11 protein-coding genes are annotated in these 13,785 nt (G+C 66.9%); 6 read left to right on the forward strand and 5 right to left on the reverse strand.

Going from position 1 to position 13,785, the window contains the following annotated elements; translation table 11 throughout:
- Window positions 1–25: 25 nt before the first annotated feature.
- Window positions 26–775, forward strand: a complete 750-nt coding sequence (locus QFZ83_RS04810; RefSeq protein WP_307503247.1) for an EAL domain-containing protein — start codon at window positions 26–28, stop codon at window positions 773–775.
- A gap of 39 nt (window positions 776–814) precedes the next feature.
- On the opposite strand, the gene QFZ83_RS04815 is transcribed toward QFZ83_RS04810, so the two are convergent.
- The 3 genes from QFZ83_RS04815 to QFZ83_RS04825 form a co-directional block, all read right to left on the reverse strand.
- The gene (locus tag QFZ83_RS04815; protein ID WP_307503249.1) at window positions 815–2,701 is read right to left on the reverse strand and encodes a GspE/PulE family protein; all 1,887 of its coding nucleotides are present in this window, start codon (window positions 2,699–2,701) and stop codon (window positions 815–817) included.
- Window positions 2,702–2,798: 97 nt separating this feature from the next.
- A complete protein-coding gene (locus QFZ83_RS04820; RefSeq protein WP_307503251.1) occupies window positions 2,799–5,840 on the reverse strand; it encodes a PAS domain-containing protein in 3,042 nt (1,013 codons plus the stop codon).
- A 167-nt stretch (window positions 5,841–6,007) separates the two neighbouring features.
- Window positions 6,008–6,895, reverse strand: a complete 888-nt coding sequence (locus tag QFZ83_RS04825; RefSeq protein ID WP_307503253.1) for a LysR family transcriptional regulator — start codon at window positions 6,893–6,895, stop codon at window positions 6,008–6,010.
- A gap of 76 nt (window positions 6,896–6,971) precedes the next feature.
- On the opposite strand from QFZ83_RS04825, the gene QFZ83_RS04830 reads away from it, so the two are divergent.
- From QFZ83_RS04830 to QFZ83_RS04850, 5 genes are read left to right on the forward strand one after another with little or no spacing between them, the layout of a single operon-like run.
- Window positions 6,972–7,841 (forward strand): CoA ester lyase, encoded by an 870-nt coding sequence (locus tag QFZ83_RS04830; RefSeq protein ID WP_307503255.1) that lies wholly within the window; start codon window positions 6,972–6,974, stop codon window positions 7,839–7,841.
- Window positions 7,842–7,879: 38 nt separating this feature from the next.
- Window positions 7,880–8,872: a tripartite tricarboxylate transporter substrate binding protein gene (locus tag QFZ83_RS04835; RefSeq protein WP_307503257.1), complete on the forward strand. Its 993-nt coding sequence runs from the start codon at window positions 7,880–7,882 to the stop codon at window positions 8,870–8,872.
- Window positions 8,873–8,904: 32 nt separating this feature from the next.
- Window positions 8,905–10,089, forward strand: coding sequence for a CaiB/BaiF CoA-transferase family protein (locus tag QFZ83_RS04840; RefSeq protein ID WP_307503260.1), 1,185 nt, complete (start codon window positions 8,905–8,907; stop codon window positions 10,087–10,089).
- A gap of 8 nt (window positions 10,090–10,097) precedes the next feature.
- Window positions 10,098–11,000, forward strand: coding sequence for an amidohydrolase (locus QFZ83_RS04845; protein WP_307503262.1), 903 nt, complete (start codon window positions 10,098–10,100; stop codon window positions 10,998–11,000).
- On the forward strand, window positions 10,997–11,959 hold the full coding sequence (locus QFZ83_RS04850; protein WP_307503264.1) for a tripartite tricarboxylate transporter substrate binding protein: 963 nt from the start codon (window positions 10,997–10,999) through the stop codon (window positions 11,957–11,959). The genes QFZ83_RS04845 and QFZ83_RS04850 overlap by 4 nt, the downstream gene beginning before the upstream one ends.
- Before the next feature lie 21 nt (window positions 11,960–11,980).
- Here QFZ83_RS04850 and QFZ83_RS04855 read toward each other — a convergent pair whose 3' ends face one another.
- Together QFZ83_RS04855 and QFZ83_RS04860 are read right to left on the reverse strand one after the other, a co-directional pair.
- Window positions 11,981–12,541 (reverse strand): DUF4303 domain-containing protein, encoded by a 561-nt coding sequence (locus QFZ83_RS04855; RefSeq protein WP_307503267.1) that lies wholly within the window; start codon window positions 12,539–12,541, stop codon window positions 11,981–11,983.
- An 84-nt stretch (window positions 12,542–12,625) separates the two neighbouring features.
- Window positions 12,626–13,768 (reverse strand): DJ-1/PfpI family protein, encoded by a 1,143-nt coding sequence (locus tag QFZ83_RS04860; RefSeq protein WP_307503269.1) that lies wholly within the window; start codon window positions 13,766–13,768, stop codon window positions 12,626–12,628.
- Window positions 13,769–13,785: the final 17 nt, after the last annotated feature.

Raw genomic sequence — 13,785 nt, forward strand, 5'->3', positions numbered from 1 at the left:
GCCTCCCATCCGAACCGCGAGTCCCATGTCCGCGACAGCCCAAAACCTCGCCGATACCTGCTTTCCCGGCTTCGGCTCGGCGTTCACCATGGCGTTCCAGCCGATCGTGGATGTCGCGCGCCGCGAAATCTTCGCGCACGAAGCGCTGGTGCGCGGCCTCTCGGGACAAGGCGCCATGGAGGTGCTCGCCAGCATCGGCTCCTCCCAGCGCTTTGCGTTTCACGAGGCCTGCCGCGTGAAGGCCATCGAGATGGCGGCGGGGCTGGGCATGGCATCCAGGCTCAGCCTCAACGTGCTGCCCAACGATGTGGCCGGCCGGCCCGAGTGCTTTCGCACCGCCATGGCCGCCGCGGAGCATTGCAATTTTCCGGTGAGCCGCCTGATGTTCGAAGTCACTGAGGGCGAGCGGACGATCGACCTGCCCGGCCTCGCGGCCATCTTCCAGGACTTCAGGCACCACGGCTTCACCTCGGCCATCGACGATTTCGGTGCCGCCTATGCAGGCTTCGGGATGCTTGCCGCGTTCCAGCCCGACGTCTTGAAGATCGACATGAGCCTGGTGCGGAACATCCATGCCGACCCGGTTCGGCTGGCCATCGTGAGAGGCTTCGTCGCCACCTGCGACGAACTGAACATCCGGGTGATCGCCGAAGGCGTCGAGATGCTGGAAGAGGTCGACGCCCTTCATGCGCTCGGCGTGGACCTGTTCCAGGGCTACTTCTTCGCAAGGCCCGCCATTGCCGCATTGCCGGCGGTGGCATGGGGCACCGCCTGACGTGACCTTATGTGACGGGGCGGGGCGGGCGAGTCCCGCTCACACGTTGCTGGTCGCGCGCACTTCCTCGATGCTCGTCTGCCCGGCCAGCACCTTCTCGATACCGTCCTGACGCAGCGTGCGCATGCCTTCGCGCAGCGCCGCTTCCTGCAGTTCCTCGGCACGCGCCCCGTTCTGCACCAGGCGCCGAAGCGTCCTGGACACCACCATCAGCTCGTGAATGCCCACACGGCCCTTGAAGCCCGTATCGCCGCAATGCGGGCAGCCGGTGCTGGTGAAGGTGTGCAGATGGCCGCCGTGCCCATGGCGTGCGATCCAGTCGCCGCGCACCGCCTCGCGCTCGGCGGGCGTGGCCTCCGCGCCGAAGGCATGCATGTAGTCGGCCAGCAGTTCCTCGACCTTCTCGGGGCTCGCGGGGCTGCTGGTGGTGCACTGGGTGCAGAGGCGGCGCACCAGCCGCTGTGCCAGCACCGCCAGCAGCGAGTCCGCGAAGTTGAAGGGGTCCATGCCCATGTCGAGCAGCCGGGTCACCGTTTCGGGGGCGCTGTTGGTGTGCAGGGTCGAAAGCACGAGGTGGCCGGTCAATGACGCCTCGATGGCCGTCCTGGCGGTTTCCTCGTCGCGGATCTCGCCCACCATGATCACGTCGGGGTCGGCGCGCACGAAGGCCCGCAGGGCCTTGGCAAAGGTCCAGTCGATCCGCGGATTGACCTGCACCTGCCGGAGCCCGGCCTGCGTGATCTCGATCGGGTCTTCCGCGGTCCAGATCTTTCGCTCCGGCGTGTTGATGTGCATCAGCGCCGAGTGCAGCGTCGTGGTCTTGCCCGAACCCGTGGGGCCGACGCACAGCACCATGCCGTAGGGGCGCTCGACCGCCTGGGTGAGCTGCGCGAGATTGCGCGGCGAGAGGCCCAGCGCGTTCATCGCGATGGGCTTGGCCGACGCAAGGATGCGCATGACCACGTCTTCCAGGCCGTTGCTGGTCGGAATGGTGGCAACGCGCAGCTCGATGCGGTGCTGCGGCGAGTACTTGCCGAAGTTGATCTTGCCGTCCTGCGGCTTGCGTTTTTCGCTGATGTCCAGGTCGCACATGATCTTGATGCGCGCCACCACCGCGTTGCGATAGCTGGACGGAAGCTCCAGGTACGTATAGAGCCGGCCGTCGCGGCGAAACCGGATGCGGGTCTTTTCGTCGCCGGGCGAGCTTTCGACGTGGATGTCCGATGCGCCTTCGCGATGCGCCTCCAGGATCATGCTGTTGATCATGCGCACCAGCGAGTTGTCCGACTGCTCGATCGGCGCCTCGGTGCTGGCGATCGAGCGGCCTTCTTTCTCGAGCGTTTCGAGCAGTTCGCTGGTGCCGGCCATGTCGAACTCCAGCGGCCGCATCGGATCGAAGCTGGCCGGGCGCGGCGTTGCCGGGTCGCCGAGCTTCTCGTAGGCCTTGTGCAGCACGCCGTCCAGGTCGAGGCATTTCCCGACCACCGGAATCACCTTCGCCTGGGCAATGAATTCCACTTCGTCGATGGCCGAACGCCGGTTCGAGGGATCGTCCAGCGCGAGGACCAGGCGGCCCTCGTGCAGCATCAGCGGCATCACCTGCAGGCGCTGCGCCGCGCTGTGGCCGATCTTGCGCAGGGCCTCGGCGGACGGCGCGAACAGGTGCAGGTTGACCAGCGGATAGCCCATCTTGTGCACCAGCGCCGCCTGCAGCTGGGCGCGGTTGATCAAGCCCATGCGAACCAGCATCTCGCCCAGCGGCACCGTGGGGGCGAGCTGCTGCTGAACCAGTCCACCTTGCAACTGCGCCGCGGTGACCATGCCCAGCGACATCAGCGTCTGGCCGATCTGCGCGATCGGCATGCGGGTCTGGGCATCGAGTTCGGTCAGCAGTTGTTCCGGTGTGGTGACTTCGGCGGATGACATGGATGGGATCTCCTGTTCTGGTTTCTCTGCGCTGGCGCACGCAGCTCATTGGCTTGGCGCGGTGGGGCGGTCGGGGCCGCGGTTCATGGGCAACGGATCAATCGGAAAACTCGAACCTGTTCCTCCCCGCCGACTTGGCGGCATACAGCGCGCTGTCCGCATGCGCCAGCAATTCTTCGGCGGTGACCGGTGCATCGCCGCCCAGGCGGAATGCGATGCCGATGCTCGTCGTGACCTGCAGCGGTTGGCTGTCGAGGCGAAACGCGGGCGCGCGAATCTGCGCGAGGATTTTCTGTGCAACCCCTGCCGCCGCATCCCGCGCAGGCAGGTTTTCCAGAACGACGACGAACTCGTCTCCCGCCAGCCGCGCCACGATGTCGGTGGCACGCACGCTGGACCGCAGGCGGTTGGCGTATTCGACCAAGACGCTGTCGCCGCTTGCGTGGCCCAGCGTGTCGTTGATGGTCTTGAACGCGTCGATGTCCAGGAACATCAGGGCCATCGCGCTTCCGGTGCGCTGCGCACGCAGGAGCGCCGCGGGCAGGAGCTCGTTGAAGGCGAGCCGGTTCGGCAGGCCCGTGAGCGTGTCGAGCCGGGCCAGCTCGATCAGTTGGCTCTCCACCGCCTTCAAGGCCGTGATGTCCAGGCACAGCGAAAAGATGCCGTTCGTGGCGCCGTCCGCGCCGATGTCGGGCACCAGGCTGATGCGGGCGACACGGCCCGCGCCGACGGCCCGGCTCTGGTCCTCGAACTCCACGCGCTCGCCGGCAAGCGCCCGGTCGATCAAGGCCTTGCGCTTCTGGTACACGCCATGGCCCACCACGTCGTGGAGCGGCCGGCCCAGCAGTTGCGAGGGTTCGAGCCCGAACCACTCGCGATGGGTGGCATTGGCGAAGGTCACGTTCTCCTCGCGGTCGATGTAGGTGATGAGCGCGGGCAGGTTGTCGGTGATGGTGCGCAGCCGGTTCTCGCTGTCGGCGCGCTGCAGTTCCGCCTGCTTGAGCGCGGTGATGTTGAAGGTCATGAGATAGAAGCCCAGGACGCGGCCGTCAAGGTCCTTGTCGGGTATCAGGTGGGCCTGGAAGTGCCCGTCCTTGCCGTGCAGCGGCGCATGCAGCGGAAAGCGCACCTGCTTGCCCGCGAGCACCACCGGGATGTAGGGCGCGTGCTGTGCGTACATCGATTCGCCCAGCGCCGAGCGCAGCGTGACGCCGTCCAGCGGCCGGTCGCCATGGTCTGCCATCTGCCGTGCGCGGCTGTTGGCATAGAGGCAGTTCTCCTCGGTGTCGAAATAGCCCACCAGCGCGGGAATGCTGTCGGTCACGTCGCGCAGCCGCTTCTCCTGCTCGGTCAGGGCCTTGCGCACGTTCACCTCGTCGGTGATGTCGAAGGTCATCGCGAACACGCCCTGCACCGTGCCGCTGGCATCCTGGTCGGGAATGTAGTGGGCCTTGTAGGTGCGCTCGCCGATGCCGCGCGCAGGGTCGCCCTTTTTCTCGACGACCACGGTCTCGCCGGCCAGGGCGCGCCGGATGTAGGGCTCGACGACGGCGAAATCCGCCGCACCGCGCGCCTCGGGCATCGACTGGCCGACCATCGAATCGTTGCGGTGCAGCGCCCGGATATGGGCGTTCACGAAGGTGTAGTTGAGCGACGCGTCGACATGCGACACCAGCGCAGGAATGTTGTCCGCAATGATGCGGACCTTCGCCTCGCTGTGCGCCAGGCTGACCTCGATGCGCTTGCGCTCCGTCACATCGAAGGTCATGGCGTAGTAGCCGCGGTACTGCCCGGCGTGGTCGAGGTCGGGGATCAGGTCGGTCTGGAAAAAGCGCTCTTGTGCGCCGGGCCCCGATGCATCGCGGCGCTCCAGGCTGACCGATTCGCCCATCGCCACGCGCTGCAGCCCCGCTTCGAGGGCCGCGTCGTCGCCCGGGCTGCTCATGCTTTGCACCGGCTGCCCGATGAGCTGCGCGGCGCTCTGTCCCAGCTTCTCGCACAGCCGGGCATTCACGAAGGTGTAGCGGCCCTGCGCGTCGGCATGCGAGACCATGGCCGGCAGGTTGTCTGTGATGTCGCGCAGGAACTTCTCGTCCGCCTGCCGTTGCCGTATCAGCCGGTCGAAGGTGCGCGAGAGGTCGCCGATTTCATCGTTGGTGTACCTGCGCAGCGCCGTCACTTCGGTCGGCGCGGCTTGCGCATCGAGCATGTGCCGGTGCAGCGCGGTCAGGGGCTTGAGCTGCTGCCGCACGACAGCCAGCGCGATCGCACCCGCCAGCAACGCGAGAACGAAGGCTCCCGCCCATGCGGCGCGCTCGATGGCATCGACATGCGCAAATGCCTCGTCGCGCGGATACATGGCGCCCATGATCCAGTCCGCCTGCCGCAGGCGCCTGAACGCATAGAGGCCGTGCACGCCCTCCCGATTGACGCCTTCGGTCGCGCCCTCGAAGCCTCTGATGGCGCGCTCTATCTCGGGGTTGCGCGCCGTCTGCGGGCTGGCTGCTTCGAGTACGCGCTCTTCGCGGGGATGGTCCACGACGATGCCGTTCGTCGTGGTGATGAACAGGTACCCGGTCTCGCCGAACCTGACGCTCGCCAGCTCGCCCAGGATGTTGCGCTCCTTCAGGTTGATGGAGCCCGAGATCACGAACTGCACCCGCCCTTCGCTGTCCAGCACCGGTTCGGTGATGGCGACCTGCGCCAGGCCGTTCAGCCGGTTGCGGTAGGGCTCCGAGATCACGCCCTCCTTGAAGGCCACCGTGTCCCGGAAATACGCGCGGTCCTTGACGTTGATCCGGCGGACCTGGTTGGCGTTGTTGAGGTTTGCCACCAGGTTGCCGTCCATGTCGATGAAGGCCACGTTGTCGAACGCCTCGCGCAGCGACTTGTGCTGCTCCAGAAACGCCTGCAGCGGCGCCGCGTCCGCCAGCGTGAGCGCCTCCGCGCTGTCGCCGAAGGTCTTCAGCAGCGTGCGCCGGCTGATGAACTTCTGGTCAACCGCATCCGCCAGGGCCGAAACGCGCGCGAACTCCTCCTGGGCAATCGACTCCCGCATGCTGGTCTTGACGAACTGCAGCGCGACCGTGGCAACGGCGAACGTGGCTGCCAGCACCACTGCTGCCACGCCAAGGCTCATGCGCGTGTTCAGACCGATGCGGAATTTTCTGGAACCTGATGGATTCATTGACCTGCATAGTGCATCGCAACCAAGAAACGGGTGCAGGCCCGCAAGTTAGGCGTTCCGGGAGAGAAGCGCAAGTAGCCATTCACCTGACCGGGCGCAGGGCGCAGGGCGCAGTTGCTTCAGGTCGGCGTGCCTCTGGTCTCGATCACGCTTGCCGCGCTGTCGACGAACCCCCGTATCAACCGCTGCCGGGGCGACGCCCGCAGCCACAGCACGCCGAAGCGCCGCGGCTCCGAGGGCAGCGGCAACGGAATCTTCACGATGCGCTGGCCATCGAGCAGCGGCGATGCGATGTCGGGCACCAGCGAAACGCCCAGGCCCCGGTCGACCATCATCGCGATCGCCAGCAGCGAACTGAGTTCGAAGCGCTCCTGCGGCACGATGCCCGCGGCGCGCAGGTACCGGTCGGCCTGCTTGCCGCCGCCGAGTGCGCGGTCATAGCGGATGAACGGCGAAGTTCGCAGCAGTTCGTGCGGGTCGCGCTTCGCAAGGCGGCTCGGCGCGAGCAACACCAGCGGCTCCTCGCGCAGCAACGACCAGTCGAAAGTCTTGGCCAGCACATAGGGCGGATACAGGCACACGGCCGCATCGAGCTCGCCCTGCTGCACCGCCTTGTGAAGCGTGGCCGTCGTGCCCGACTGCAGGAACACCTTCACGCCCGGATGCGTCTTCACGAAGCGCGCGAGGATGTCCGGCAGCAGGCTGTGGATGGCCGTGTTGATGGTGCCGATGAGCAGTTCGCCGCCGGCCGCGTCGCTGTTCAGCAGCGTCTTGATGTCGCCCACCTCGCGCAGCAGGTTGCGCGCGCGCTGCACCAGCAGGTGCCCGGCTTCGGTCGGCTGCACCGTGCGGCCCGCGCGTGCGAGCAGCGGTGCGTTGAGCTCGCGCTCGAGCGTGCGTATTTGCTGTGCCACGGCGGCGGGCGTCAGGTCGAGCCGGCGTGCGGCCTCCGACATCGAGCCCGACTCCACCACCAGGAGAAAGCTTTGCAGGTAAGCGGTTTCCATGAAGATAGATTTTCTATGAACTGATCATAGAAACCATGTGTTTTTCTTTTCTCATGCGCTGCGCACACTGCGGCGCATGAGAAGCAAACTGTTCGTTCCCGGCACCCGCCCCGAGTTATTCGCCAAGGCGCTGAGTGGCGCGGCCGATGGCGTGTGTTTCGACCTGGAAGACGCGGTGTCCGAGCCGCGCAAGGGCGAGGCCCGCGATGCCGTGCGGCAACTGCTGCGAGGCGATGGCGTGGCCGCATCGGGCAAGACCGTGATCGTGCGCGTCAACGCGATGGACACGCCGCACTTCGCGGACGACATCGCGGCGGTGGCGCAGGCCGGCGTTCACCTCATCAACATTCCCAAGCCCGAGAGCCCGGCGCATGTGCGCGCCGCGGTCGAGGCCATCGAGCGTGCCGAGCAGGCGAATGGCGTGCGCACGCCCATCGGCCTGTTGCTGAACATCGAAGCGCCGTCGGCGTTGCGCACCGCAGCGCAGCTTGCGTCGGCGCATCCGCGCGTGGCCGGGCTGCAGTTGGGGCTCGGCGATCTGTTCGAGCCGCTGGGCATCGCACGCCGCGAGCCGGCCGCGATCCAGCAGGCGATGTTCGCGATGCGCATCGCCGCGGGCGAGGCGGGTGTCTATGCCTACGACGGCGCGTTCGCGGACATCCGCGATGCCGAAGGTTTTCGCGCCGAGGCCATGCTGTCGCGCAACCTCGGCTTCCTCGGCAAGACCTGCATCCACCCGAGCCAGATCGCGATCGCCAACGAGGTGTTCCGCCCGACCGATGAAGAGATCGCACACGCCTGCAAGGTGGTCGAGGCGGCCCGCGACGCCGATGCCAAGGGCGTGGGTGCCTACGTGGTCGACGGAAAAATGATCGACATCCCTTTCGTGATCCGCGCACGCGCCATCGTCGCGAGCGCGCGCAGCCTGGGCCTGCTGCCGGGTTGAGCCTTTCGCTTTCTTAAAAAAATCAGGAGACAAGACAGATGAAGATTTCCCCGTTGTTTCGCTTGCGCACGCTCGCTGTTGTTGCAGCTGCCGCTGGCGGCTGCCTTTTGAGCGGCGCCGCGTTCGCACAGGCCGCATATCCCACCAAGACCATCACCATCGTCGTGCCCTATCCGGCGGGTGGCTCGAACGACACCTTTGCGCGCCAGGTGGCCAAGGAACTGGGCGACGAGTTCAAGCAGCCGGTGATCATCGACAACCGCCCCGGCGCGAGCGGCAACACCGGCACGGGGCAGGTCTCGAAGGCCGCGCCCGATGGCTACACGCTGGTGGCGGTGTCGTCGAGCATGACGACCAATGCGGCCGTGCAGTCGAAGCTGCCGTTCGATCCGGTCAAGGGCCTCGCGCCCATCGCGATGTTCGCGAGGGGGCCGTTCATCGTGGCGGTGAACAACGAGTTCCCGGCGAAGACGCCGGCCGAGCTCATCGCCGCCATCAAGGCCAAGCCCGGGCAGTACAACTACGCCTCCTCGGGTGCGGGCAGCGTCAATCAGTTCGGCACCGAGCTGCTCAAGGCCAAGGTGGGCGACCTGCAGATCGCGCACATTCCCTACAAGGGCATGGGGCCGGCCGTGACTGACCTCGTCGGCAACCAGACGCAACTGCTGATTTCGAGCGGGCCCTCGCTGCTGCCGATGGTGCGCGCCGGCAAGCTGCGCGCGGTGGGCATCACCAGTTTGAAGCCGAGCCCGATCGCGCCCGACCTCACGCCGGTTTCCACGGCAGTGCCGGGCTATGAATTCGAACTCTGGTGGGGCCTGCTCGCGCCGGCGGGCACGCCGCCCGACGTGATCGCCAAGCTCAACGGCGCGGTGAACAAGATCATCACCAAGCCCGAGATCGCGGCCAATTTCCTGCGCGAAGGCGCCATCGCCACGCCGCTCTCGCCGGCGCAGTTCGGCACGGTGATCGCCGAGGACGTCGAACGCTGGAAGAAGCTGGCCAAGCAGCAGAACATCACCGCCGACTGACGGCCGACCACCGAGGAAAGAAAGATCCATTCATGAGCTTCGACGCCGACAAAGACGACGCACGCCTGCCCGCGCGCACCGGCCCCGTGGGGCCGTTGAGCGGCCTGCGCGTGCTCGACCTGAGCGCCTACATCGCGGGCCCCTACGGCTGCTCGCTGCTGGCCGACCAGGGCGCCGAGGTCATCAAGATCGAACCGCCCACGGGCGACAACCTGCGCAAGTACCCTTCGACGCTCGAAGCCGAGAGCCGCGCCTTTATCGGCGTGAACCGCAGCAAGCTCGGCGTGGTGCTCGACCTGAAGAAGGCGGAAGACCTTGCCGCGCTGATGGCGCTGGTGCGCACGGCCGATGTGCTGGTGCACAACTTCCGGCCCAGCGTGCCGCCGCGGCTGGGCATTGCGTACGACCAGCTGAAGGTGGTCAATCCGCGCCTCATCTATTGCAGCCTCACGGGCTACGGCGAGACCGGTCCGCTGCGCGAGAAGGCCGGCTACGACCAGGTGCTGCAGAGCATGACCGGCATGTGCGCGCTGCAGGGCAAGCGCGGCGAGCCGCCCGAGATCATCTACGGCTCTGTGGTCGACTACTACGCGGCTGCATTGGTGGCCGCAGGCGTCGCCTCTGCCCTGTACGAGCGCGAGAAGAGCGGGGAGGGCCAGTTCGTCGGCGTGTCGCTGCTGCGCTCCGCGCTCACGATGCAATCGGCGCGCATGGTGTGGGCCGAGGGCGAACCGAAGGACGTGGGACGCGACATGCGCTCGGGCGGCATCACCGGCCTGCATCCGACGCGCGAAGGGCACCTTTACATCTCGGCCAACACGCCGCATTTCTGGCAGGCACTGTGCGCCAAGGTGGGTTTGCCCGAACTCGCGGCCGACGAGCGCTACGACTCGGTGCGAAAACGCGCGCTGCACTTTGCAGAGATCGTTCCGCGCCTGCGCGACGCGCTGGCTGCGCGCACCGCGCTCGAATGGGAAGAACTGTTCGGCGAGGAGGTGCCTTGCGCAGCAGCCCGCACCGTCGAGGACATGTTCGACAACGAGCAGGTGCTGGCCGAGGACATGGTGGCGAACTTCGCGCATCCCACGCTCGGCTCATACCGAGGGTTCACGAGGGCAGTGAAGTTCGGACGAACGCCCGGCCCCGAACCTTTTGCGGCACCGACGCTGGGTCAGCACACGGACAAGGTATTGAAGACCGCGAACGCAGCGGACTGAAAACGCGCATGGACGTCAGCTACCCCAACAGCAGCGGAGCGCGCCGACCCGCCGGCGTGGCGCCGGAGGGCGCGTGCGATGCGCACATGCACATCTACGACCGCAGCTTCGCGCTGCATGGCTCGCCCGACGCGATGGTCGACAAGGCCACGGCCGACGACTATCGCCTGCTGCAGCAACGCATCGGCACGCAGCGAACGGTCGTCGTACAGCCGCGCGTGCATGGCACCGACAACAGCGTGACGCTAGCCGCCATTTGTGCGCTCGGTGCCGAGAACACGCGCGGCATCGCAGTGGTTTGCCCCGACGTAAGCGATGCCGAACTCGAATGGCTGCACGCAGGCGGCATTCGCGGCATCCGCTTCACGCTCTACACGCAGGCCAACGCGGCGACTGATTTCTCGATGGTCGAGCCGCTCGCGCAGCGAGTCCATGCGCTCGGCTGGCATGTGCAACTGCACTGGAGCGCCGATCAGATCGCGGCGCATGCGGACCTGCTCGCGCGGCTGCCGTGCACGATCGTCTTCGACCATCTTTCGCGCCTGCCGTTGCCCGATGCGCTGTCGCATCCTGCGTTCGATGTGGTCAGCCGGCTGCGCGAGAACGGCCGCACATGGATCAAGCTGTCCGGCCCCTACCTCGACTCGAAGGCGGGCGCCGCGGGCGGCTACGCCGACACGACGTCCATCGCGCAGGCCTGGGTCCGCCAGGCCCCCGAACGCGTGGTGTGGGGCAGCGACTGGCCGCATCCCACCGAGCCCATCGCCAAGCCCGACGACGCGGCGCTGTTCGACCTGTTGAGCCAATGGGTGCCCGACGCGGCCACGCGCCATCGCGTGCTGGTCGACAACCCGGCGCTGCTCTACGACTTTCATGAAATGACGACAAAGACCGAGACACCTGAAAAATGACGAAGAGACGCCTCCTGAAATTCATCGCCGCGCTGGCCGCGTGCACTCCGCTGCTCGGCTGGGCTGCATGGCCCGACAAGCCCATCCGCATGGTCGTGCCGTACGCCGCGGGCGGCGGCGCCGACAACACCGCGCGCGTCGTCGCGCAGCACATGAGCACTGCGCTTGGCCAGCAGATCGTCATTGACAACAAGCCAGGCGCAGGCGGCGTGATCGGCGAGGACAACGTGGCGAAGGCCCCGGCCGATGGCTACACCGTGCTCTACGACGCCTCGGCGTTCTCGGTGAACCCGTCGCTGCGCAAGCTGCCGTTCGATGCGGCGAAGGATTTCATTCCCGTCTCGCTGGTGGCCACCGCGCCACAGATCCTCGTCGTGCCCGCCACCGCGCCGTACAAGACGGTGGCCGAGTTCCTCGACTTCGCGCGCAAGAACCCCGGCAAGCTCAGCTTCGCCTCGGCCGGCGGCGGCACCGGCTCGCATCTGGCGGGCGAGGCGCTGAACGAGCAGGCGAAGGTCAACCTGATGCACGTGCCCTACAAGGGCGGCGCACCGGCGCTGACCGATGTGATGGGCGAGCAGGTGTCGGCGTACTTCGGCAACGTGGCCTCGACGCTGGGCTATGTGAAGTCGGGCAAGCTGCGCGCGCTGGCCGTGAGCTCAAGCAAGCGCGTGAACGGGTTGCCCGACACGCCCACGCTCGCCGAGTCGGGCCTGCCGGGCTACAACGTGGTCGAGTGGAACGGCGTGTTCCTGCCCAAGGGCACGCCGGCCGATGTCGTTCAGCGGCTGGGCAAGGCGGTGCAGGCGGCGGTGAACGATCCCACCGTGAAGCAGAAGCTGCTGCAGTTCGGCCTGGAGCCGGCGGGCACCACGCCCGAGGCGTTTGCGAAGTTCGTGCAGGACGAGACGGGGCGGGTGAGCGCGTTGGTGAAAGCTCGGAACATCCGCGTCGATTGAGCGCGGCCATGGGGCAGCGACTCAGGCAGGGGAGACGTCCCAGCGCTTCTTGAAGGCAGCGAACACCGCAGGCGGATTCAGCTGCTCGGCCGACCGGTCCTCCAACGCTTCGGCTTCGTCGGAATCCGAGATGCTGCAAAACAGGGTCAGCGCCTGCCTGTCGGCCCCCGCGCCGAAGAAACCTTCCTGGTCCAGATCGGCCAGTGCCTGGACCATCGTGTCGTGCAGTCGCGAGCGGAAGGCACCGAAGGCACGGTCGTCGTCCAGCGTCAATAGATGGGTGCTCAGACGCTTGCACGGTGCGTCGAACCGCTCCGCGTGCACGGCTTCGTAGGCCCACTCCGCAGTGCCCCAGCGGGCATATGCGACATCGGCGGGGTCGGTGAATTCGCCGTCCAGCAGGATGCGTTGAAAAGCCTCCTCGCTGTTGGCGCTCGGGCAGACCGTCATCGCGCCGTCGTCGGTGTAGAGGGCCATCGCATAGAACCGCTCGTTCGGTTGCGCGGCACGCAGCGTGCCGAAGGCGTGGCGGGCGGCATCGCGAATCTGGACGCGGAGCGTTTCGAAATCGAAAGAGGTCATGTGGGCTGAGGGCAAGTGAGCCAGCCGCGATGTTAGATGGGCTCGCTTTCATTGGCCTCCGCCGCTCGGACCACGCGAGCGCAATCAGCCTGCGCAAATTGCCGCGGCTGGCCCCGGGTACTCCATCTCCTGCATAACCCAGTCACGCCGTGCCTCGCCATGGCGCGCGGCAATCTCGCACAGCGTGCGGTCCAGTTGCTGAACCGGCTTGAGCGAGGAAGTCAGCAGCAGGCGGGTCGATTTTTCGCGAGCTGGCTGCGTAACGAGCACGAGGCCGCTGCGCAACGTGACCGCCCCGGACGCAGACGCGGACGCAGCATCGACTTTCATATGCCCCGTGCGCGTCCACGCATCCGCCGCCAGCGCAAGCGCAATGTCGTCGGTGCCGTTCCGCACTTCGATTTGTCCCTGCTCGCCGCGCCAGAACGCGGCCTTGTTGAGCAGGTAGCTGCTGCCGCGCTTCATGTTCAGGCCGAAGGGTGCACTGTCGTGTTCGGGGCTCCACGAAGCCACGCCCAGTTCGTTGGCCATCGACTTCGCCTTCTCCGGCCCGCCGATCGCCTCGACCAGCGCCAGCATCGTCGGCACCGAGGCGGTGATGCCGGTGGTGGTCGCGACATCGCGGTCCATCACGTAGCGTTGATGCGGCACATGGGTCGTACCGGGGTGCCGCTTCAGCAGCGTCTTGCGGTCGTACCAGTGGCCTGCGAAACGCCGCCCATCTAGCAGCCCGGCATGGCCGATCACCAGTGCGCCCGAGCAGACGCCGATCACCCGCGCGCCCCGTGCCGCCTGCTGCTTCAGCCAGGCCGCCACCGCTGGATCGTCTTCGACGATCATCGCCGGCACGATCACGTAGTCCGGACCCGAGGGATGCGCACGATCGAAGCTTGCGAAGTCCTGTGCGCCATCGACCTGCAGCGCGGGGTACAGGGTCACCGGGCCGCTCTTCGGCGCGACGATCCGCACATCGGCCAGGTTGGCGCGCTGCAGCACTGCGTGCGGCAACAGCAGATCGGTTGTCTCGGTGCCTTCGTTCAATGCGAGCACGGCGACCACCGGCCTGCCAGCGCGACGCGGTTTCAGGGCTTCGACGAAGGCCTGCTGCTCGCGCTCCCTCGCGGAGGCGTCGGCCGGCGCGGGCGGCAGTGGCGCGCCTGCGCCGCATCCTGCGAGGGCAAACGCTGCAATACTGGCGCCGATCAGCGCCCACACCGCTCTCCACATGGCTCTGTTCTCCTGTC

Origin of the sequence: Variovorax sp. W1I1 (assembly GCF_030815625.1) — a bacterium.
Classification (GTDB): Bacteria; Pseudomonadota; Gammaproteobacteria; order Burkholderiales; family Burkholderiaceae_C; genus Variovorax; species Variovorax paradoxus_C.